The organism is Duganella sp. CF402, assembly GCF_900109645.1.
Classification (GTDB): domain Bacteria; phylum Pseudomonadota; class Gammaproteobacteria; order Burkholderiales; family Burkholderiaceae_D; genus Rugamonas.
This window is the reverse complement of sequence record NZ_FOBG01000001.1, coordinates 3,078,073-3,100,516: the sequence shown is the minus strand read 5'-3', so window position 1 is coordinate 3,100,516 and position 22,444 is coordinate 3,078,073. Positions and strand designations below refer to the sequence as shown.

The 22,444-nt window shown below is 62.2% G+C and carries 17 protein-coding genes; 8 read left to right on the top strand and 9 right to left on the bottom strand.

Going from position 1 to position 22,444, the window contains the following annotated elements:
• Positions 1-75: 75 nt before the first annotated feature.
• The 3 genes from BMZ70_RS13895 to BMZ70_RS13885 form a co-directional block, all read right to left on the bottom strand.
• Entirely contained in the window at positions 76-1,854 is a 1,779-nt protein-coding gene (locus tag BMZ70_RS13895; protein WP_092275158.1) for an ABC transporter ATP-binding protein, read from the bottom strand.
• Positions 1,844-3,598, bottom strand: a complete 1,755-nt coding sequence (locus BMZ70_RS13890) for an ABC transporter transmembrane domain-containing protein (protein ID WP_092275155.1) — start codon at positions 3,596-3,598, stop codon at positions 1,844-1,846. Before BMZ70_RS13890 ends, BMZ70_RS13895 begins: the two co-directional genes overlap by 11 nt.
• A gap of 108 nt (positions 3,599-3,706) precedes the next feature.
• Positions 3,707-4,327, bottom strand: coding sequence for a phasin family protein (locus BMZ70_RS13885; RefSeq protein ID WP_092275152.1), 621 nt, complete (start codon positions 4,325-4,327; stop codon positions 3,707-3,709).
• A gap of 186 nt (positions 4,328-4,513) precedes the next feature.
• Here BMZ70_RS13885 and BMZ70_RS13880 point away from each other — a divergent pair, with 186 nt between their 5' ends.
• The 5 genes from BMZ70_RS13880 to BMZ70_RS13860 all read left to right on the top strand — a co-directional run bounded on the left by BMZ70_RS13880 (position 4,514) and on the right by BMZ70_RS13860 (position 10,176).
• Positions 4,514-5,788 (top strand): amidohydrolase family protein, encoded by a 1,275-nt coding sequence (locus BMZ70_RS13880; protein WP_092275149.1) that lies wholly within the window; start codon positions 4,514-4,516, stop codon positions 5,786-5,788.
• Between the two features lie 60 nt (positions 5,789-5,848).
• Complete coding sequence (locus tag BMZ70_RS13875; protein WP_092275146.1) at positions 5,849-6,370, top strand: GNAT family N-acetyltransferase; 522 nt, start codon at positions 5,849-5,851, stop codon at positions 6,368-6,370.
• Positions 6,367-6,879 (top strand): GNAT family N-acetyltransferase, encoded by a 513-nt coding sequence (locus tag BMZ70_RS13870; protein ID WP_092275143.1) that lies wholly within the window; start codon positions 6,367-6,369, stop codon positions 6,877-6,879. The genes BMZ70_RS13875 and BMZ70_RS13870 overlap by 4 nt, the downstream gene beginning before the upstream one ends.
• A gap of 102 nt (positions 6,880-6,981) precedes the next feature.
• Entirely contained in the window at positions 6,982-8,613 is a 1,632-nt protein-coding gene (locus BMZ70_RS13865; protein WP_092275140.1) for a methyl-accepting chemotaxis protein, read from the top strand.
• Positions 8,614-8,724: 111 nt separating this feature from the next.
• Positions 8,725-10,176: a putative bifunctional diguanylate cyclase/phosphodiesterase gene (locus BMZ70_RS13860; protein ID WP_092275137.1), complete on the top strand. Its 1,452-nt coding sequence runs from the start codon at positions 8,725-8,727 to the stop codon at positions 10,174-10,176.
• Here the strand turns inward: BMZ70_RS13860 and BMZ70_RS13855 are convergent.
• From BMZ70_RS13855 to BMZ70_RS28350, 3 genes are all read right to left on the bottom strand, one after another.
• The gene (locus BMZ70_RS13855) at positions 10,166-13,393 is read right to left on the bottom strand and encodes an alpha/beta hydrolase-fold protein (RefSeq protein ID WP_092275135.1); all 3,228 of its coding nucleotides are present in this window, start codon (positions 13,391-13,393) and stop codon (positions 10,166-10,168) included. The two genes, BMZ70_RS13860 and BMZ70_RS13855, sit on opposite strands and share 11 nt — an antisense overlap.
• Entirely contained in the window at positions 13,390-15,246 is a 1,857-nt protein-coding gene (locus BMZ70_RS13850) for a glycoside hydrolase family 13 protein (protein WP_092275132.1), read from the bottom strand. The genes BMZ70_RS13855 and BMZ70_RS13850 overlap by 4 nt, the downstream gene beginning before the upstream one ends.
• A gap of 85 nt (positions 15,247-15,331) precedes the next feature.
• Positions 15,332-15,472: a hypothetical protein gene (locus BMZ70_RS28350; protein ID WP_165403473.1), complete on the bottom strand. Its 141-nt coding sequence runs from the start codon at positions 15,470-15,472 to the stop codon at positions 15,332-15,334.
• A gap of 281 nt (positions 15,473-15,753) precedes the next feature.
• Between BMZ70_RS28350 and BMZ70_RS13845 the strand changes: the two genes are divergently transcribed.
• The gene (locus BMZ70_RS13845; protein WP_092275129.1) at positions 15,754-18,501 is read left to right on the top strand and encodes a TonB-dependent receptor; all 2,748 of its coding nucleotides are present in this window, start codon (positions 15,754-15,756) and stop codon (positions 18,499-18,501) included.
• 63 nt (positions 18,502-18,564) lie between these two features.
• On the opposite strand, the gene BMZ70_RS13840 is transcribed toward BMZ70_RS13845, so the two are convergent.
• Positions 18,565-20,382, bottom strand: a complete 1,818-nt coding sequence (locus BMZ70_RS13840) for a M2 family metallopeptidase (protein ID WP_092275126.1) — start codon at positions 20,380-20,382, stop codon at positions 18,565-18,567.
• 262 nt (positions 20,383-20,644) lie between these two features.
• Between BMZ70_RS13840 and BMZ70_RS28875 the strand changes: the two genes are divergently transcribed.
• The gene (locus BMZ70_RS28875; RefSeq protein ID WP_229205472.1) at positions 20,645-20,839 is read left to right on the top strand and encodes a DUF6434 domain-containing protein; all 195 of its coding nucleotides are present in this window, start codon (positions 20,645-20,647) and stop codon (positions 20,837-20,839) included.
• Positions 20,829-21,128 (top strand): hypothetical protein, encoded by a 300-nt coding sequence (locus BMZ70_RS13830; protein WP_130300775.1) that lies wholly within the window; start codon positions 20,829-20,831, stop codon positions 21,126-21,128. Before BMZ70_RS28875 ends, BMZ70_RS13830 begins: the two co-directional genes overlap by 11 nt.
• A gap of 116 nt (positions 21,129-21,244) precedes the next feature.
• On the opposite strand, the gene BMZ70_RS13825 is transcribed toward BMZ70_RS13830, so the two are convergent.
• Both BMZ70_RS13825 and BMZ70_RS13820 read right to left on the bottom strand, forming a co-directional pair.
• The gene (locus tag BMZ70_RS13825; RefSeq protein ID WP_092275120.1) at positions 21,245-21,634 is read right to left on the bottom strand and encodes a GNAT family N-acetyltransferase; all 390 of its coding nucleotides are present in this window, start codon (positions 21,632-21,634) and stop codon (positions 21,245-21,247) included.
• A gap of 60 nt (positions 21,635-21,694) precedes the next feature.
• Complete coding sequence (locus tag BMZ70_RS13820; RefSeq protein ID WP_229205400.1) at positions 21,695-22,444, bottom strand: alpha/beta hydrolase; 750 nt, start codon at positions 22,442-22,444, stop codon at positions 21,695-21,697.

The window sequence follows — 22,444 nt, the reverse complement described above, 5'->3', positions numbered from 1 at the left end:
AATTATATGCTTGTTGCAGACGAGAAAGCCTTAAAAGATACGAATTTTTCGTCAAAATCGCACAGTTTTCATTCCTCACGCGGCCAATTGTTGCAAAAGATATAGGCGTTGATACAAGCCGCCGTCGATCTGCATCAGCTGCTCGTGCGGCCCGGTTTCGGCGATGCGGCCATGATTGAGCACGATGATGCGGTCGGCGTCGCGGATGGTCGACAGCCGGTGCGCGATGGCGATCACCGTCACCTTGCCGCGCAGTTCATCGAGCGCGGTCTGCACGATTTGCTCGGTTTGCGAATCGATGTGCGAGGTGGCTTCGTCCAGCAGCAGGATGCGCGGCGTGCCGGCCAGCGCGCGGGCGATGGCGATCAGCTGCTTCTGGCCGACCGACAGGCGCGAGCCGCCTTCGCCCAGCGGCGTGTCGTAGCCGCGTTCCAGCGCGGCGATGAAGTCGTGCGCGTGGGCGGCGCGGGCGGCCGCTTCGATCTGCGCCTGCGTCAGGCCGCGTCCCATGTCGATGTTTTCGCGCGCGGAGGCGGCCAGCAGGAACGGATCCTGCGGCACCAGCCCGACCTCGGCGCGGAAGCGTTCATTGTCGATCGCGTCGAGCGGCACGCCGTGCACCATGATGCTGCCATGCTGCGCCGGATAAAAGCGCAGCAGCAGCGACAGCAAGGTCGATTTGCCGCTGCCGGTGTGGCCGACGATGCCGACGAAATCGCCCTGCGGTATCGTCAGCGACAAATCGTGCAGCACCGGCTGGCCTTCGTTGTAGGCGAAGTTGAGATGGCGGATGGCGACGGCGGGGGCGTTGCCGTCGTTGGCCGCTTCGGCGTGCGATGCGTGGTCGGTATGCTCTTTGGCCGCGCCTTCGTCGAGCAGCGTCGCCACGCGCGCGCTGGCCACCACCGATTGCTGCAATTGGCTGAACTGCATGGTGATCTGGATCAGCGGTTCGATCACGCGTGCGAGATAGCTGATGAAAGCGTACAGCACGCCCACTTCGGTGGCCGTCATCTCGCGGTGACCGAACATGAAAATCACAGCGCCCAGCAGGATGATGTTGAACAGGTCCAGCGCCGGCCGCAGCAGCCAGGCGTTGGCGCGCAGCTCGGACAGGCGCGCGGTGTAGTGGTCCTGGTTGGTGGCGGCGAAGCGCGCGCCGAAGCGCTGTTCGGCGTTATTCGCTTGCAGCACGCTCATGCCGCCGATGGACTCCGCCATCTGGCCATTGATCTCGCTGCGCAGCGCGCGGGCACGGGTGACGGCCGGCGCGCTCCAGCGCTGGTACAGCCAGACGATCAGCAGCACCGCCGGCAGCAGCGCCAGCACGATCAGCATCAGGCGCCAGTCCAGCCACGCCATCGCGCACATGGTGCCGACCAGGACGATGGTCGAATCGAGCATCACGAACAGCACCTGGATGTACAGGCTTTTCACCGCTTCGGTATCGTTGGTCACGCGCGACACCAGCTGGCCGGTGATGGCGCGGTCGAAGAAGGCCATCGGCAGCAGCAGCACGTGGGTATAGACCATCTCGCGCAAGCGCATCACCGAGCGCATGGCGAGGCCGGACAGGCGCACCAGTTGCAGGTAGCGCAGGCCGCTGGCGATCCAGCCGGTCAGCACCACGCCGGCCAGCAGAGCGGCCATGCGCGGCCAGTCGAGATGATGCGGCAGCAGGTGTTCATCGATCAGCGCCTTGCCCATGATGGGGCCGAGCACTTCGAGCAGGGCGGCGATGGCCAGCCACAGCACGGCCCAGCCGAGATGATGCTGGTCGGGGCGGGCGGCGCGGCGCAGCAGGGCGATCGCCTGCCGCATCTGGCCGGCGGTGGATTGGTGTTCAGGCTTCATCGAGACTGGCTTCCAGTTGTTGATAGCGCCACTGGCTGGCATACCAGCCGTCCAGTGCGAGCAGTTGTTCGTGATTGCCGGTTTCGGTGATGCGGCCGTCGCGCAGCACGATGATCAGATCGGCGCTGACCACGGAGCTGAGGCGGTGGCTGGCGATGATCGCACTGCGGCCCTGGCGTTTTTCACGCAGCTCTTCGAGGTGCTGCAGGATGCGCGTCTCGGTGCCGGTATCGACCGCCGACAGCGCATCGTCGAGCAGCAGCAAATCGTTATCGGCCAACAGCGCGCGGGCGATGGCGACGCGCTGGCGCTGGCCGCCGGACAGCGTGATGCCTTTCTCGCCGACCTGCGTGTCATACCCTTGCGGGAACTGCAGGATATCGTCGTGGATGGCGGCCAGATTGGCGGCATGTTCCACCTGGGCGCGGGTGGCGTTGGGCCGCGCCAGCGCGATGTTGTCCGCAATCGAAGCGGAGAACAGGAAGGACTCCTGCGGCACCCAGCTGATGGCGGCGCGCAGCGCGTGCAGCTTGTATTGGTCGAGCGCGTGGCCGCTCCACTGCACGCTGCCGTGTTGCGGCGTCAGTTGGCGCAGCAGCACGCGCAGCAGCGTCGACTTGCCGCTGCCGGTGGGACCGACCAGGCCGAGGGTCTGGCCCGGCTGCAGCGTCAGCGTGATATCGCTGATGGCCGGCGGGGTTTGTTCGGCGTAGGCGTAGCTGACGCCGTGCAGCGACAGCGGGCCGGCCGGCACTGCGGCCAGCGTGCCGTGATCGTCCACCGCCAGCGGCGCATCGAGCATCGGCTGCAGGCGCTGCCAGGCCGCGCGTCCGCGCTCGATCAGCGACAGTACCCAACCGGCGGCGAACATCGGCCAGATCAACTGGCCGAGATACATGGTGAACGCGGTCAGCGCGCCGATGGTCAGCTGGTTGTGCCAGACCAGATAGCCGCCGAGGCCCAGCGTCAGGCCGCTGGCGGCGGTCAGCGTCAGGCCGACGGCCGGTTCGTAGGCCGCTTCCCACACCTGCGCGCGCAGGCTGGCGTCGGAGGCCTTGGAGGCCAGCTCGGAAAACTGTTTGGCGCTGCGCTGCTCAAGGCCCAGAGCGCGCAACGTGCGCACGCCGGACAGCGTTTCCTGCACATGATCGTTGAGCGCGCTAAAGCGCTTGAGCGAATCGGTGGAGGCGGTGTGGATATGGCCGGAGATATACCAGAATGCCCACGCCATCAGCGGGAACGGCAGCAGCGCGATGCAAGCCAGACGCCAGTCGACGCCGAGCAGCATCACGCCCAGCACCATCACCAGCGTGAGGGCGCCGTCGAAGCCGGCCAGCATGGCCTCGCCGGCGGCCATCTCGATGGCGTCGATATCGTTGGTGGCGAGCGCCATCAAATCGCCGGTGCGCTGGCGCTGGTAGAAGGCCGGGCCTTGCAGCGTCATGCGGGTATAGAGGCGGGTGCGCAGCGAGACGCCGAGCTGATAGGCGGCGCCATACAGAATCTGCCGCCAGCCGACGCGCAGGAAGTAAATGCCGATGCCGATCAGCAGCAGCGCGCCGATGTCCATCAGCAGGGCGTTGCCGGACAGCGTATGGTTGGCCAGTCCGTCGATCATGGCGCCGACCTTGCGCGGCACCATGATGCTGAGAATGGCGACGCCGGCCAGCATGGCGCCGGACACAATATAAGCGCGGCTGTGCTGGCGGACAAAGCTGCCGATCAGCCGGGAGAGATTAGACATGTTGCCTCGGGATTGCGTGTAGCCCGCTAGGATACACAAAAATCAGGGTCAGCTCTGTCAAACGGACATTTTGTCCATTTGACAGAGCTGACCCTGAATTTACCGAGGTTATTTTTTGGCTTTTGGGGCGGCTTTGGCTGGCTTGCTGTCCGGCGCCAGGGCGATGGGCTTCGGTGGCACTTCCGGGAACGAGGGCTTGAGGTCGGCCTTGACTTCGATGAAGGTGTCTTCTTCCGGAATCGGCGCGGCGGCTGGTTTTGGGGTTTTCGGGGCTTTGGGCGTTGGGGCGACGACCGGTTCGTTGGCAGCCACGGCCTCCACTGCGGCGCTGACGGCGGCGGCCAGGGCCGGTGGGGTTTTGGTCGCGGTGGTGGCGCGGGTGGCAGCCAGATCGGTCACTTGCTTGAGGCTGGTCTGGGCGCTCTTGATCAATTCGTTCTGGGCGCTCGTCGCGATGCTGTACAGCTCGCGGCCATAGGCCAGCAGGCCGTCGAAGCTCGGCGGCTGCGCCGCGTTCAGGCTGAAGAATTCTTTCGGGTCGGTGGCGGTCAGCAGCTTTTTGGCGGCGGCCGACGATTTTTCTACCGAGGCTTTGGTGGTGCTCAGGTTCAGCGCGAACACTTTCTCGGCGCTGCCCACGGCCGTGCTGGCCAGGGTGCTGAAGATGTTGAACTGCGCTTCAAGTTGCGATTTCGTGGCTGCGGAAAACTGTTCGGTGATCGAAGACATGGTTTCTCCTGAGATTATGATGCAACGCAATAAGTCCATTCTAGCGACGATTATCTGGCTTGGAAAGTTATTTTTTACACCATGAGCTTCACTGTGCACGCATCCAGATTAATGCAATGCAACAATTGGTGTCTTTTGGTGAAAATGCCTACAATGGTTTTACTTTAAATTAACGGGAGCGCTTTGATGGATGTCGTGATTCGCAACGCCAATCTGGCCGACGGGCAGCACGGGATTGACGTGGCCATTGAACGCGGGCGCATCGCCGCCGTCGGGCCGCGCCTGCCGCTGATGGCGGCGCAGGAGATCGACGCCGCCGGCGACCTGCTCACCGCACCGTTTGTCGACGCTCATTTCCACATGGACGCCACGCTCAGCTACGGCCTGCCGCGCGTCAATGCGTCCGGCACGCTGCTGGAGGGCATCGCGTTGTGGGGCGAGCTCAAGCCGCACCTGACTCAGCAGGCGCTGATCGAGCGCGCCTTGCAGTATTGCGACTGGGCGGTGGCGCGCGGCCTGCTGGCGATTCGCTCCCATGTCGATATCTGCGACGACCGCCTGCTGGCGGTGGAGGCGCTGCTGGAGGTCAAGCGCATGGTGGCGCCTTATCTCGACCTGCAACTGGTGGCGTTCCCGCAGGACGGCGTGCTGCGCGCGCCCAATGCGCTCATCAATCTGAAACGTGCGGTCGCGATGGGCGTGGAGGTGGTGGGCGGCATTCCGCACTTCGAGCGCACGATGGCGGAGGGCGCGGAATCGGTGCGCATCCTGTGCGAGTACGCCGCCGACCAGGGCCTGATGGTGGACATGCATTGCGACGAGTCCGACGATCCGCTGTCGCGCCACATTGAGACGCTGACCTATCAGAGCAACCGCCTCGGCCTGCACGGCCGCGTGGCTGGCTCGCATCTGACGTCCATGCATTCGATGGACAATTACTACGTCAGCAAGCTGCTGCCGCTGATGCGCGAGGCGGGCGTGGCGGCCATCGCCAATCCGCTCATCAATATTACCTTGCAAGGCAGGCACGATACCTACCCGAAGCGGCGCGGCATGACGCGCGTGCCGGAATTGCTGGCCGCCGGGATCCCGGTCGCCTTCGGCCACGATTGTGTGATGGATCCGTGGTATAGCCTCGGCTCGGGCGATATGCTGGAAGTGGCGCACATGGGCCTGCATGTGGCGCAGATGACCGGGCAGGACGCCATGCGCGACTGCTTCCGCGCCGTCACCGCCACGCCGGCGTCCATCCTCGGGCTGGACGGCTACGGCGTGGCGCCCGGCTGCCACGCCGACCTGGTGCTGCTTGACGCGGCCGATCCGGTGGAGGCGATCCGCCTGCGCGCCGCGCGCCGCATGGTGATGCGGCGCGGGAAGATCGTCGCTGAATCGCCGCGCGCGCAAGCCCGGCTGGATTTGCCCGGCCGGCCGGAACAAGTGAATTTCCGCTTGGGCCGCTAGCTGGACTTGGCCTGCGAAATACATGACAATTGGACACTGTTAAATGCGTGTGGAGCTATCTTGAAAGAAATCGCCATCCGACCCGCAACAGAAGCCGACTTCGGCACCATGTGGGAAATATTCCAGGAACTGATCGCCAGTGGCGACACGTATTATTTTGCCGCCGACACCAGCCGCGAGGATTGCCACGCCTACTGGTTCGGCCCCGGTGTGAGCAGCTATGTCGCTATCCTCAACGGCGAACGCCTGGTCGGCATGTACCGCCTGATACCTAACCAGCGCGACCGTGGCGCCCACGTGGCCAACGCCTCCTTCATGGTGAGCCCGGCGGCGCAGGGCGTCGGCGTCGGCAAGCTGCTGGGCGCCGACTGCATCGAGCGCGCCCGCAACGAAGGCTATCTGGCGATGCAGTTCAACTACGTGGTCAGCTCCAACATGCCGGCCGTGCTGCTGTGGAAGAAGCTTGGCTTCTCCATCGTCGGCACCTTGCCGCGCGCTTACCGTCATCAATACCTCGGCTATGTGGACGTCTACGTGATGTACCAATTGCTGGCAGACCCCACTCACTGGCCGGACGCATGAAAATACTGGAAACCCAACGCCTCACCCTCCGCACCATCAACGCCGACGACGATCTGTTTTACTACGAGCTGGTCAACGACCCGACCTGGCTGGAACACATCGGCGACAAGGGTATCCGCACCGTGGCCGAAGCGCGCACCGCGATTCTCGAAGGGCCATGCGTGATGCAGCAACGGCTCGGCCACTCGCTGTACGTGATGGAGCGCAAGAGCGACGGCGTGCCGCTCGGCCTGTGCGGCCTGATCAAGCGCGACAGCTTGCCCGACGTCGATATCGGCTACGCCATCCGCCCGGCCTACTTCGGCCAGGGCTACACCTATGAGGCGGCATCGGCCGTGGTGGCCTATGCGCGCGACGTGCTGCGCCTGCCGCGCCTGATGGGCATCACCAATCCGGCCAACACGGTGTCGATCAATCTGCTGGCCAAGCTGGGCCTGACCTTTATCGAGTTCAAGGTGCTGCCGCCGGATGGTCGTCCTACCAATATTTACTGCCGCGAGTTGTTGTAGCTGTTGTAGCTGTGGGAATTCGATAGAATTTTCAGGCCACCATATTGGCATTTGTGCGCCATGCGTGCATGATGGGTAACAGACCTTGCCAAGGAGGTAACGATGAAACTCGCCAATCTCAAGATCGGCGTGCGACTAGGCTTGCTGGGGGCATTCTTCTTTGTGGCGCTGGCGGTGGTGGCTACTGCCGGTTGGCGCGCCCTCGACCGCAGCAACCAGCGCGCCGCCGAGGCGATGAGCCGCTCAGTCGCCATGAGCCAGGCCATCGACACCGCGCGCAGCGCGCAGGTGGAATTCAAAATCCAGGTGCAGGAATGGAAAAACATCCTGATCCGCGGTAACGATCCGGCCCAGCTGGACAAGTACAGCAAGGCCTTCGTCAAGGGCGGCGAAACCACCCGCGCCGAGCTGCAGAAACTCGATGCGCTGCTCGACAAGCTTCAGCTCAGCACGCCGCTGGTGGATGATGCCATCAAGACCCAGAACGAACTGGTCACGCGCTACATGGACGCGCTGAAGAAATACGATTCCGCCAATGCCGAGAGCGCCCACGTGGTCGATGCGCTGGTCAAGGGCATGGACCGCGAGCCGACCAAGAAGATCGATGATATCGTCGCCTTCATCGGCAAGGAGGCGCAGCGCCTGAGCGAAACGATGGCGGCGGAAAACGCCGCCGCCCACAGCGCGGCCTTGCTGGCGATGGGGCTGACGGTGCTGGTGACACTGGTGGTCGGCGTGGCAACGGTGCTGTGGCTGATCAAGAGCATCACCAAACCGCTGGACGAGGCGGTCAGCGTGGCGCAAACCGTGGCCGGTGGCGACCTCAGCAGCGAGGTGCGCGTCTCCAGCAAGGATGAAATCGGCGACCTGCTGGGCGCGCTCAAGCTGATGCAGCAAAACCTCAGCAACATCGTCGGCAAGGTGCGCACCGGGACCGAGACCATCCACGGCGCCACGGTGGAAATCGCCGCCGGCAATCTGGATCTGTCGGGCCGCACGGAAGAGCAAGCCAGCTCGCTGGAACAGACCGCCGCCGCGATGGTGGAGCTGACCACCACCGTCAAGCAGAACAACGAGAACGCCGCCGAGGCCTGCCGCCTGGCCGACAACGCCAGCACGGTCGCGGTCAAGGGCGGCGACGCGGTGGCGCAGATGGTGCGCACGATGGGCGAGATCAACGACAGCTCCCGCAAGATTGTCGACATCATCGGCGTGATCGACGGCATTGCGTTCCAGACCAATATCCTGGCGCTCAACGCGGCGGTGGAAGCGGCGCGCGCCGGCGAGCAGGGGCGTGGCTTCGCGGTGGTGGCTTCCGAGGTGCGCAACCTGGCGCAGCGTTCGGCGGCGGCGGCGCGCGAGATCAAGGAGCTGATCGGCACTTCGGTCGGCCGGGTGGAAGAGGGCAGCCGGCTGGTCGGGCAAGCGGGCGAGACCATGAACGAGGTGGTGGCCAGCGTCCAGCGCGTGACCTCCATCATCGGCGAGATCTCGGTCGCCAGCGGCGAGCAGCGCGACGGTATCGAGCAGATCAACATCGCCATCAACCAGATGGACAGCGTAACCCAGCAGAACGCCGCGCTGGTGGAAGAGGCTGCCGCTGCGGCCGACGCCTTGCAGCAGCAGGCGGCGAATTTGTCGGAAGCAGTCAGCATCTTCAAATTGCAAGGACAGCCTTCCGCAGCGGCTACCTTGCCACCCTCGCGCAGCCGCGCTCTGCAACTGACGGACTGAGTTTTTGCCACAGGCTGTTTGATGTGCCTCAACAGGGCGCGCGAACGGTCTGTGTGTTAGCGTACGATCTTCTATCATTCCTTCTTCCGCAGTCCGACGAAGAGGGACAGCATGAACAGCTTATGGCCGGTAGCGGCCGGTGTCGCGCCATGCTTGCTGGCGCTGGCGGCCGGCCAATGGCAGGCGCGCGGTTTGCGCGCGCGCTGCGCACAATTGCAGGCAGCGCTGGCGGCGCAGCGCGACACCGAGATGCGGCTCGATTTCATCGCCCATCACGACAGCCTGACGGGCTTGCCCAACCGCTTGCAGTTCCAGCTGCAGCTGGAGCACGGCGTGGCCTACGCACGCCGCCACGACAGCTTGCTGGCGGTGCTGTTTGTCGACATCGATCACTTCAAGAGCATCAACGACACGCTGGGCCACGACGCCGGCGACCAGGTGCTGGTGCAGTTCGCCCAGCGCCTGCGCCAGTGCGTGCGCGAGGTCGACACGGTGGCGCGCCAGGGCGGCGATGAATTCATTGTGCTGCTGACCGAGCTGCGCACCGGCGCCGACGCCCAGCAGGTGACGGAAAAGATCATGAAGGCGATCGCCGAGCCGTTTGTAGTCAACGGCGACCTGCTGCCGGTGGCGGCCAGCATCGGCGTGGCGGTGTACCCGGACGACGATGCGGACATCGAAACCCTGATCGAGAAGGCCGACGTGGCCATGTATGCGGCCAAGCAGCGCGGCAAGGGCGCCAGCCTGCGCTTCCTGCCCAGCATGCAGGCCAGGGCGTATTCCAGCCTGATACTCGAAACGGCGCTGCGCCACGCGCAGGCGCACAATGAATTCATCCTCACATACCAGCCCAAGCTGAATCTGCGCGAACAGCGCATCACGGGCGCCAAGGCGCTGTTGCGCTGGAAGCATCCGGAGCTGGGCGTGGTGATGCCGCTGGACTTCCTCCCGGTGCTGGAGCAAAGCCCGCTGATCCTGCCGGTGGGCGCGTGGGTGATGGCGACGGCGGTGGCGCAAGTGGCGCAATGGATGGATAAAGGCCTTCTGCTGACGGTGGCGGTGCATCTGTCGCCGCGCCAGTTCTTTCACAAGGAGATCGCGCAGGTGCTGGCCGATATCCTGGAAAAGGCGGGTGTGCCTGGCCGCTGCATCGAGCTGGAAATCACCGAGGCGATGCTGATCGATAAGACGCAGAACACGGAAGACATCCTGCGCCAGTTCAAGCAGCTGGGCGTGCGGATTGCCATCAGCGACTTTGGCACCGGCTACGCGTCGCTCAATTACCTGCGGCGCTTCCCGGTAGATGTGGTGAAGATCGATAAATCGTTTGTCGATGATTTGTCGCGTGGCGGCGCGATGGTGCGGGCCATCATCGAGATGGCGCACACGCTCAATATGCAGGTGATCGCGGCGGGGGTGGAAACCGGCGAACAGCTGGCGCAGTTGTCGGCGATGGGATGCGACGAGGCGTTCGGCTTCTTCCTGAGCGCGGCCGTCTCACCGCAGGAAGTGGAGGCGCTGCTGGCAGGACGCCGGCAGCGCACGGAGGAGCTTATTTCTTGAAGAACCAGGTCAGCGGCAGGTGCACGCGCGCCGCCCACGAACGCTCGTTGTGGGTGCCGCCTTCTGCTTCGTAGTAGTACAAGTCTTCATTGAGCTTGTAGCCTTTTGCCAGCATGGCGTCACGCATGCTGCGGGTGCCATCCAGGCCATCGCCGCCGGTGCCGGCATCAATGTAGAACTTCACCGGCTGGCGCGCTGGAACGTTCTTGACGAACACCTGATCATTCCACCAGAACGAACTCGATACGCCGCCCGCCTTCGAAAACACTTGCGGATATTTCTGCCCGATGTAGACCGAGGCGATGCCGCCCAGCGAAGAACCCATGATGGCCGTGTGCTCGCGGTCCTTCAGCGTGCGCAGGTTGGCGTCGGCCCACGGTTTGACGGTATCGACGATGAAGGCCGCGTACTGGTCGATCTTGCCGCCGCCGTGTTCCTTATCGCAGCACGGGGTGTACTCTGCGACGCGGTCGGCGGTGTTGTCGATGCCGACCACGATGGCCGGTTCGATGATGCCGGCGGCGATCAACTTGTCCATCGCCGTGCCGATTTCCCATGCGGCGCCGAAGGCGGCGGTTTTAGGATCGAACAGGTTCTGGCCATCATGCATGTACAGCACCGGGTAGCGCTGCTGTGGATGCGCGTCGTAGCCGGGCGGCAGGTAGATGCGCAGCTTGCGGCTGTTGCCCAGTTGCGGCGAGGCGAAGTTGTCGATGAAGCGCAGGGTGCCGGCCGGGATGGACATCGTTGCAGCATCGTTGCTTGACGCAGGCAGCGGCATCACGCGCACGCCGTGGATATCGAGTTTGTTGGACGGGCCTTTGATGCCGCCTGCGTCGCTGTAGGTGGTGTTGCTCTTCATGTAGCTCATGTTGTAAAAGTCATCCAGCTGCAGCGTGTAGCTGCCGGCCTTCAGCCTGGCGCGCAGCGGCGTCGAATACTTGGCGCCTTCTTCGGCAGGGGAGTGCGGCAGCTGCACCACGCCGTTGGCGACGATGTTGCCGCTGCTGTCTTTCAGCGCGGCCCATTTCACGCCGCCGCTGACGCCCAGGTTGATCTGGTGCGCGGTGTTGCGGTATTTGATCTGAACGGCGTAGTTGCCGTCGCTGTTGATCTTGATCGCCTGCGTGAAGTTGTCCGGCGTCGCGCCGAAGTCGACGCGGGCGACCTGGATTTCTTCGCCATCGTTCAGGCACTCCGGCATGCTGTGGTGACTGCGGTTGCCGGATTTGGCGTAGACCGCTTCCACCGCGTAGCACAGGTTAGCCTCCGCACCGGCCCGGCGATCCGCCCACTTCGCAGCGCTGATGCGCGGCCCGGCCAACTGCCCATTGCGATAGATGTTGTACACGATGCCTTTGCCCCCGCCTTCGATCTGCAGCGTTGGATAGCCGTAGGTCCCGCGTTCCAGTTTGACGATGCGCGGCTCGGCCGGCGCGTACACGGCGGCGTCCTGCACCAGCGGCTTGGCCGTCACGCTGCGCTTGGCCTGCTGGCCGGGCAGTAGTTTGCCGAGACGGACCTCGATGGTGTTGTCCTCGCTCAGCGCATCCCACGCCAGCGCGCTGCTGGCCGGCTTACCGTTCAGCGTGATGCCATCGACCGCATAGTAGCCATCGCCCTTGGCCGCCGGCGGCAACTGCACGCGTACCGTCATGCGCTTGCCGCGTACCGACAGCTTGTTCAGCGTGATTGCATCACTGCCGGCAAACGTCTCGCGCCGCAGTTTGGCGGTGATGAACGGCTTGACCGTGATGCCATCGTTGGTGGTCTGCACGCCAAATACGCTGCCGACCACCATGCCGAGATAGCCGCCGACAGACCACAGCTGGCGGCGCGAGTTGACCACCGGGCCACTGAGCTTGCCGTCATCCAGCGTCGGCTGGCCGGACAGCCATTCAAGATTCTCCATGTTGGACAGATTGGTGGCTGCGCCGCGCATCAAGGTAGCGTAAGCCGCATCTGCCACCGCGACATTGCCGCCGATGGCTGCGGCCTTCAAGCCGTATGCCGTCACGAACGGCCACATGGCGCGGTTGTGATACACAGCGGTGTTGGACTGCTGCGGCCAGATCACCGGCGCGCCGAGTGGGCCATGCGGATAGTGCGCGAGGATGCTCTGCGCCTGCTGCTGGTCGGCGATGCCGGTGACGATGGCCAGCGATTGCCCGAGCCAGTCGTACTTGTACATGGCCGCGCCGTCGAAGTGGCCGGCGGTGACGCTGCTGTACATGCCGCTGTCGGCCTGCCAGAAACGCTTGTTGATGGCGCTCTTCAGTTGCGTCGCCCAATCGCCGTAGCGTGCGGCCAGCGCCGCATCGCCTTGTTCCTTCGCCAGTTGCGCGGCCAGCGTCAGCGCCTTGTAGTGCGCGGCGTTGGTGGACAGCGCCTTGGAGGTCGCCATGAACGACAGCTCGTTCGGTATCCACGTTGCGTAGGTTTGATCGCGCCAGTCGAGGAAGGATTCCTCACCGTTGTACAAACCATCGGCCGCATCCCAGATGGCGATGCGGTCGTTTTCCAGCGTGTTGCGCAGCGCGTGCAGGGCCTTCTTCGCAAAGGCTGCGCGCTCTGGGGCCAGCAGGGCTTTCAAGGCTTCGTCGGCGCCGAAGGCCCAGCTCACACGGTCGGTGCTGACCGGCCAGCTGCCGCCGCTGCCGGTGTCCTGCACGATCTGGAAGCCGTCGCCGATGGCGTGCAGGCCGGGCGCAACGCCCTCGCGATAGCCGGATAATTTGAATTCAAGCGAGTTGCGAGTGCGCTGCGGATCCAGCATGCCAAGGCCCAGCGAGGCAGCGTAGGACAGGTCGCGGGTCCAGACGTAATGCCACAACTCGCCGGTTTCAAAGCACTCGCAAGGGATGGCGTTGCCGCTGTTGTAGCTGCCGTCGCGGATTTCGCTGACCGAGTCCAGTTTCATTTCATTGCCGGCCAGCGCGAACAGCGCATCGAAGGCGAGGTTGCCGCTGCGGACCGTGGGCAGGGCAGGGGATTCGGCGTAGCTGATTTCTTGCTTGCCGCCTTCGCGCACGCGCATGGTGGTCGACTGCGTGTAGCTGCGCAGCGCTGCACCGCTGTCCGGCGTGGCGTAGTGCACGGTCTCCTGCTTGCCGTCCCAGGTTGGGTAAGTCGCCGTGGCCGTGCCGGTGGCGGCGTGTGCTTGTAACGCAGGCAGTGCAGGTAGTGTGAAAAGTAGCGCGGTGAGTTTCTTCTTCATTCGATCTCCAATATCAACGCGGAACGCGCTGGCAGTTTAACTTGTCCGTCGAGCGACACGCGCTGGCCGCTGATCACGTCCACGCCGGAGCGCGAGCTGCCCAGCATCTCATGGAAGCGCGCCGTTGGCAGCGTGGTCTCGGTTTTATTTTTGTTCAGCGCCACCATCACCTTCTTGCCGTCGCTGTAGCGGAAATAGACGTAGGTGCTCTTCTCCGGCCCATAGTGCATCAGCTTCCCGTTGTGAATCACGGTGGCGCGTTTGCGCCAGTTAAACAGCTTGCGCACATAAGCTTGCGCGTCGGCCTGCTGCTGCGTCAGGCCCGCGCCGGTAAAGGCATTCACCTTGTCGCCCGCCCAGCCACCAGGGAAGTCGCGGCGATACGAGGCATCGTCGCGGACCTTGACGGTGCTGGGCATCTGGATCTCGGTGCCGGTGTAGAACTGCGGAATGCGCGGCATGGTCGCCACAAACGCCAGCGCCATACGGAACAAATCCTGATCCTCTTCCAGTGCACTGTAAAGACGCGACAGATCGTGATTGCCCTCGAACAGAACCAGATTGCCCGGATTCGGGTACAGGTAATCCTGCGACACCGTTTCATACAGCGCGTTCAGGCCTTGCTCGCTGTCGTCGCTGGCCAGCAGGGCGCGGCGCAAGGCATCGTTCAGCGGGAAGTCCATCATGCTCGGCATGTGCGAGACATAGCCGTCGAAATTCTGCTTGTCCTGCTGCCAGTGCGCCACCACCGGAATCAGCGGGCTCCATTCCTCGCCCACCAGATTCAGTTTCGGATACTCGGCCATCACCGCGCCCGACCAGCGGGTCAGGAAGGCGCTGTTGGAATAGCCGTAGGTGTCCACGCGCAGGCCGGACAGGCCGGCATACTCAATCCACCAGATGCTGTTCTGGATCAGGTAATTGGCGACGAAGGGATTGGCTTGGTTCAGGTCCGGCATGTGCGGGGAGAACCAGCCCTGCGTGAAGTTGCGCTTGTCTTCTTCCGACGCATACGGGTCCTGCAGCGCTACGCGGTGGTGCGCAGTCGTCACCGGCTTGCCCTGATAGGTGAGCCAATCCAGCGTCGGCAGGTCCTGCATCCACCAGTGCTTGCTGCCGATGTGGTTCAGCACCACATCCTGAATCACGCCAATGCCGCGCGCCTTGGCCTGCGCCGACAGCTTGCGGAACGCCTCGTTGCTGCCATAGCGCGGATCGATGCGGTAATGATCAGTGGCGGCGTAGCCGTGGTAGGAGAAGGCCGGCATGTTCGATTCCAGCAGCGGCGTAGGCCACAGCTGGGTGAAGCCCATGCCCGCCACGTAATCGAGATGGTCGATCATGCCCTGGATGTCGCCGCCGTGACGGCCGCCGCCCTCGGCGCGATTCAGTTTGTCGGCGTAGCCAGCCACGCTGTCGTTGGTTGGATCGCCGTTGGCAAAGCGGTCCGGCATCACTTGATAGATTGCATCGCTGCTGTTGAAGCCCACGCGCTGGGCCGACCCTGCTTCGCGTGCCAGCAACTGGTAGCTGTAGTGGATGGCCTGCGCGCCGCGTTTGAACGACAGGTCCAGCTTGCCCGGCGCAGCATCCGGCGCGATCTCCAGATCGATGAACAGGTAGTTGCGGTTTTCCACCCGCGCCACGCTGGCGATGCGCACGCCGGGATAACTGAGCGCCGGTTCCATGTCCGCAATCTGCGGCCCGTGCACCATCAATTGCAGCTTGCTGTTGTGCATGCCTGTCCACCACAGCGGCGGATCCATGTGATCGACGCGGTAGTTCTGCGACGCGGCGCCGGCAACGGCGGGCAAGAGGGCGGCCAGCAGCGCCGCCAGCAGGGTTTTTCTCATCTCGTCTCCTGAAAGGTAGTCGTACTACACATTCGTATTTTTTGCGGAAGCTGTCTTAGTGCTTTGATTTTACGAGAGAATACTCTCAAAGTGCGGCCAGTTCAAACATCGCTGGCAAGGCGAAATTTAGTCGGAATACAGAAATATTGTCATTTTCCTCCAATTTGCGTTTCAGCATGGAAAGTTGCGTGAAGCTGCGGCCTGTAGCGCGGCCGGAAGTCGGCATTTCGCTCCAAAAATGGCAGTCAAACGAGGCTAATCTGTAGTTCTACTACAAGTTGTTGTGGTCGGCCCTGTAGCCGAAATACAACGTGAACACGCATATCGTGGGGCGTAGCGCCAATATAGCGCCTTTGAATCCGTAGTGGCAGGGAAGTTTCATTGACACAGAATCTAGTTTTAGTACAAAATTCTTTCCAGAACGTCTTTAGAACGTTGTAATTCCTTGGATCCCGTGTAGTTGAGCTCTTTGCGGGACTTATATTTGTGTCATGAGAGGGGACATTAATGAATATCTTCGCAAGTAAGCGCAGCCACACTGCATTCGCATTGAAACCAGTTGCCGCAGGTTGCGCGCTGCTGATCGCCGCCGCCGTGGCCCCAGCCCACGCACAAACCACCAGCCCTGGCGCCGAAGACGCAAAACTGCAGTCGGTGACCGTGTCGGGTATCCGCCGTGGTATCGAAGACGCGATCTCGGTGAAGAAAGATTCGAGCTCGATCGTTGAAGCCATCTCGGCGGAAGACATCGGCAAGCTGCCGGACGTGTCGATCGCTGAATCGATCTCGCGCCTGCCAGGCCTGGCTGCCCAGCGCGTTGGCGGCCGTGCACAACAGATTTCGGTCCGCGGCCTGTCGCCGGACTTCTCGACCACCCTGCTGAACGGCCGCGAGCAAGTCTCGACCGGCGACAACCGCAGCGTGGAATTCGACCAGTACCCATCGGAACTGATCAGCGGCGTTACCATCTACAAAACCCCGGACGCCGGCATGATCGGCCAGGGCCTGTCGGGCACCATCGACATGCAGACCGTGCGTCCGCTGTCGTTCCAGACCCGCGCCGTGGCGCTGAATGCCCGTGGCGAGAAAAACTCGCTGGGTTCGATCGCCAACGCCAAGTCGACCGGCAACCGCTTCAGCGCCAGCTACATCGACCAGTTCGCCAACCGCACCATCGGTATCGCGCTGGGCTTCGCCCACCTGGAATCGCCAGTGCTGGACAATGAGACCGGCCTGTACGAGCCGTGGAAAAAAGACGGCCGCCCAGGCGTGCCGGCCGGCACCTACATCATGGACGGCATCAAGGCCGTGGCCCGCAGCGGCAAGAACGAGCGCGACGGCTTCATGGGCGTGCTGCAATACCGTCCGAACAAGCAGTGGACCAGCATGATCGACGTGTACGCGTCGGAGTTCCGCCGCGAAGAAACCGCCAACCAGATCGAGATCAACCTGGGCGGCTGGAACGGCAACAACACCCCGGCCTTCGGCTACACCAACGCCGTCGTCTCGAGCGGCGCGCTGGCCAGCGCCACCGCCAACGGCGTGTACCCGCTGGTACGCGGCATGTACAACGACCGCAAGGACAAGATCCGCGCCTTCGGCTGGAACAACACCGTCAAGCTGGACGACTGGACCCTGGTGGGCGACATCAGCATCTCGAAAGCCAAGCGCAACGAACTGAGCCTGGAAAACAACTCGCAGCTGGGTAACGGCCGCGGCACCAACGACGGCGCCGGCAATGCCTACCTGGACACCGCCAAGCTGACCTTCAACACCGGCACCTACTCGAGCATCGGCCTGGGCCGCGACTACAGCAACCCAGCCACCCTGTTCATTGGCCCGACCATCTACGGTTCCGGCTACGGCAAGGTGCCGCGCGTGGAAGACGAACTGAAGAGCTTCAAGCTGGTGGCAAGCGCGCCAATCCCGACCGCGCTGGACAAATACGTGACCGGCATCGACTTCGGCGTGAACTACTCCGATCGCAGCAAGAAGAAGCGTCAGCCTGAAGGCAACATCAACCTGAAGGGCACCGATCCAGTCAGCGTGAGCAGCGGTGAGCTGTACGGCTCGGCCGACCTGGGCTTCGCCGGCGTCGGCAGCATCCCGACCTGGAATGTGCCAGCGATGGTGTCGAAGTACATGACCTTCAACCCGACCGATACCGAGAGCTACCTGATCTCGAAGGCATGGGACGTGAACGAAAAGATCACCACCGCCTTCCTCAAGACCAGCTTCGAATCGGAATTCGGCGACGTGACCATGCGTGGTAACGCCGGTATCCAGGCACAGCACACCGACCAGTCGTCGGACGCCAACTACTATGACGGCACTGCGCCGGCCGGTGCGCAAGTCAAGCCTGTCCACGACGGCAAGACCTACACCGACTACCTGCCGAGCGTGAACGTGTCGTTCCAGTTCGACGGCGGCCAGACCCTGCGCTTCGCAGCGGCCAAGCAGATCGCTCGTCCACGCGTTGACCAGCTGCGTTCCGCACTGGACTTCGGCGTGTCCGACACCACCTTCAAACCAGGTGGCAGCGGCGGTAACGCCAAGCTGGATCCGTGGCGCGCCAACGCCTTCGACGTGTCGTATGAAAAATACTTCGACAAGAAGGCTTACTTCGCGGTTGCCGGCTTCTACAAAAAGCTGAACACCTACATCTTCACCCAGACCAAGGACTACGATTTCTCGAAATTCATCCCTGGCACCAAGGCACTGTACGCGATCGGCGATTACTCGGCTCCGTACAACGGCAAGGGCGGCATCCTGAAAGGTGCTGAGCTGTCGGCTTCGGCGCCACTGAGCCTGATCTCGAAATCGCTGGACGGCTTCGGCGTGCAAGCTAGCCACACCTACAGCGACAGCTCGATCGCGATCGACGATCCAAGCGGCAGCATCGGTAAGAACATTCCGCTGCCAGGTCTGTCGAAGCACACCACCAACCTGACCGTGTACTTCGAGAAGAACGGCTTCGAAACCCGTATCAATCAGCGCAAGCGTTCGGACTTCGTGGGTGAGATCGGCAACTTCAACGGCGAGCGCAGCCTGCGTTACGTCGTGGGTGAGAACGTGGTTGACTTCCAGATCGGCTACACCTTCAACGAAGGTTCGCTGAAAGGCATGGGCGTCGTCCTGCAGGTGAACAACCTGACCAACGCCGCTTACGAAACCTACACCGGCACCGCCAACCAGCAGCTGGAATACCAGAAGTACGGCCGCACCATCCTGGCTGGCCTGAACTACAAGTTCTAAGCTGATTCTGCTTCAAACAAAAATGGCGTCCTGCGGGACGCCATTTTTTTTACCGCATGCTGATTACTTCTTGTCGGCGGCGGCGAGGGCTGCGTTCTGCTGATCCAGCCAGGTCTTCAGCGGTGCGAAGTATTCGAGCAGCGCGTTGCCGTCGATTTTGTCTTCGCCCGAGATGGCCTTCAGCGCTTCCGGCCACGGCTTGCTGGCGCCGAGTTCCAGCATCTGCTGCAGCTTGGCGCCGGCCTTGGCGTTGCCGTACACCGAGCAGCGATTCAGCGGGCCGGTGTAGCCGGCTTCGCGGCACAGCGCGCGGTGGAACTGGAACTGCAGCAGGTCGGCCAGGAAGTAGCGCGCGTAAGGCACGTCGGCCGCCACGTGGTACTTGGCGCCGGCGTCGAAGCCGGTGTCGCCGCTGCCGGCGACCGGACGCTTCATGCCCATGTACTGATCGCGCAGCTGCCACCAGCTTTTGTCGTAATCAGCCGGCTTGGTCTTGCCCGAATAGACATCCCAACGCCATTTGTCGACCGTGTAGGCGAACGGCAGGATGGTGACCTTGCTCAGCGCGCGTTCCAGCAATTGCGGGATATCGGCGGTGACGTCAGGCTCCTGGTCCATCAGGCCGATCTGCTTCAGGTAGGCCGGCGTGATCGACAGCGCCACGGTGTCGCCGATGGCTTCGTGGAAGCCGTCGTTGGCGCCGTTGCGGAACAGGAAAGGCTGCTTGCCGTAGCCGAGGAAGTAGTACACGTGGCCCAGTTCATGGTGGATCACGGTGAACTCTTCGGCGGTCGGCTTGATGCACATCTTGATGCGCACGTCGTCCTTCTCGTCGATCGGCCAGGCGGAGGCGTGGCACACCACATCGCGGTCGCGCGGCTTGGTCAGCAGCGAGCGTTCCCAGAACGTAGCCGGCAGCTTCTGCATTCCCAGCGAGGTGTAGAAACCCTCGGCGTACTTGGTCATCTGTTTGGCATCGGTCTTGCGCTCTTCCAGCACCTTGGTCAAGTCGTAGCTCTTGGTTTCCGTGGCCGGCTTCAGGATCGGATACAGATTGTTCCAGGTCTGGCTCCACATATTGCCGAACAGGTGCGACGGGATAGGACCGGTCAGCGGCACCACATCGGCGCCGTAGGTGGCGCGCAGCTTGTGGCGGGTGTAGGTGTGCAGCGCATCGTACAGCGGCTTCACTTGCTGCCACAGGCGTTCCATCTCGGCGGCGAAAGCTTCCGGCGGCATGTCGTACTGCGAGCGCCACATTACGCCGGTGTCGGCAAAGCCCATCTGCTTGGCGCCCTTGTTGGACAGGGCGACGTATTCGACGTATTTGTCTTTGTAGGCCGGGGACTGCGCGTGCCAGCCGGTCCACATCTCTTTCAGCCTGGCTTCATCGCGGCTGGTGGCCAGCACTTGTTCCATTTCGCCGAGCGGCATGCAGTCGCCGGTTTGCGGGCAGTACTTGGCCTTGCCGTAGGCGCCGTTGAGGGCGGCCTGCAAGGCGGCGTATTGTTCGCGTTCCTTCGGATCGGCGAACACCACGGTTTGCTGCAGCAGCTTGATCTTGCGTGCGCTGTCCGGCGACAGCTTGACGTTGTTGAAGCGGCGCGCGCCGATGGCGGCTTCGCCCGAAGCTGCAAGGAAGCGCTCGGCGAAATAGGCGGCGATGGCTTCGGTATCATCGGTGATGAAATTGGAGCCGACCCAGGCGGCGCGGGCTTGTTCGTTATTGAGTTTATTCAGCTTGGCCTCGGTGTCGGCCAGGAAGCGTTCAGCTTCGGCGGCGGACGGCTTGGCGGTAGGGGCGGCCAGCGCGGTGGCGCTGGCGGCTGTCATGGCGGTGGCCGCCAGCAGCGTGCTGATAATTTTTGGTGTCACAGGCATCTCCCTTGTTATGACCGGACCGGTTGATCCGATCGGCGCTCATGATACACGAGCGGGAGGTGCATATCTGCCCACAGATTCTGTGGGTAACTCTGTTTAAAAGTCGCCGTTAGACTGCTAAGTCATTGACGAGAAAAGGAAAAGTTGTTGTGCAACTAAAACTGGCACGCTGAGTTGTTTGCTGTTTAAATATGCAATGCCTGGCGCTTCAGCGCGGTGTTATAAAGGAGGAGTGATGAATTTCGATTAGCACGGCGCGGTACTGACGCGCGAAACGGCGGTTGATGCGAGCTACAAGAATACGCAGAACGTCCGGCGTTTCCTGTTGTCCGAATGTGGGCCGCAGTTCAAGTTCGACCGCGATCTGATGGCGTGGATAAACGATGGCGCTCCGAAAAACCTGGGCCATATCGCCGACGAGTGGAAGCGGCGTAGTGGGGCGCATCATGAGGATTAAAAGCCTGGTTTTAATGGGAGCGGCAGCACTGAGCATTGGCACTGCTGCGATTGCCGGTGAGGCTGATGCCAATGTGGTGTCGGTACATTACTCAGTGCGAGAAAATGACACTGAGAAGCTGGAGAAGGCCGTATCAGAACCAGTGCAACGCAGCATGCAAAAACTTGACCACGTCGTGCAGATAATGACCACGACCAGTCATGGTGTCGCCGATGTGGAAGTCTATTTTCGAGACGGTGCGACGGCACAAGACGTGGCTGTCGTCACCGCGCAAATCGAACTGTGGTGAGACCTGAGACCACCATCGCTTCAGTCGATGCTCCACATTTTCTCCTTCAAGTAGCCGCAGAAACGGCGGCAAGCATAGTAAAGAAATTTGTGCGCGAGCAGTGCAGCTAGTGCAGCTTAACTTTCAGGGCGACGACGTTCGAATGCGGCGTCGCCGTGGGTGTCGATACCGGTGAATGTCCATCCGGTGGCGTGGTAGAAGCCTTGTGCGCGGGTGTTGGCGCCGGTGGTCAGGTGGATGCGATCCAGGCCTTGGGCAAACAGCCACTGGATCATCGGCTCCTGCACTTTGCTGCCGTAGCCTTTTCCTTCATGATCTTCGTGGACGAAGAGGGCCCAGATATTTCCGGTCGTATGCTCACCAATCGCGAAGGCGACGATGACGCCATCCTCTTCAAGTACCCAGCCACGGCCTGTCGTTTCCAGATAGGGGGCGTAAGTCTCTTCGTGAATTTTGGTGTTGAGCGACAGCTTGTTTTCACGCACCGCCTTGCGCACGCGATGCATGGCGGGGATGTCTTCACGGACCGCTGGACGAACTATGATTGTCAAATTTAATCCTTGCTGTTACGGGGTGCCTCTGAGCAGGCGAGTGTAAGCGGGCGATTCTGATATGTCATTATGCCGCGCGCCGCGCACCACAGTTAGCGTCGCCACGCCCTTTGCAAAATGCTGATGCAATGCGCGCGTGCTTGCCGCTGGAATGACTTCGTCGTGTTCGGCCATCAGCAATAGCGTCGGTACGGAGATCTTTTCGGCAGACTTCCAGGATTCGTACTTGTCGCGCAACAGCCAGCGAACCGGGAAATAGGGGAACTGCTGCTCGGCCAGTTCCTGAATGCTATTGTAGGGCGTGACGAGAATTAAGCGTGCGACGGGCCGCTGGCTTGCCAGTTGCGCTGCGATGCCGCTGCCAAGACTGCGTCCTATCACGGTGATGTTCTTGTACGTTTTGTGAACTTCATCAAACAGCAAGGCAGCATCGGCAACGAGTGCTGATTCTGAAGGGCTGCCGGAACTCCCGCCGTAGCCGCGATAGTGCATGAGGTAGAGTGCGTCGTGAGGGAACGCTTCGTTTAAGCCTGGAAGGCTAAACGTGACATCTTCGGCATTTCCGCCAAAGTAAATTACTGCGTCGCCACCATCCTGCTCGCGGACTGTGACCACGACTTGCGCGCCATCCGCCGTCAATTTGCGCGTGGGCCCGGTTGTCGTGTTGCCCGGCTGGGGAAAGTAGATAAAGGAGCGCTGGACAGCATACAGCACGGCACAAAGGCCGGCATACACAATCACCAGAATAATGAGAAAGGTGATCAA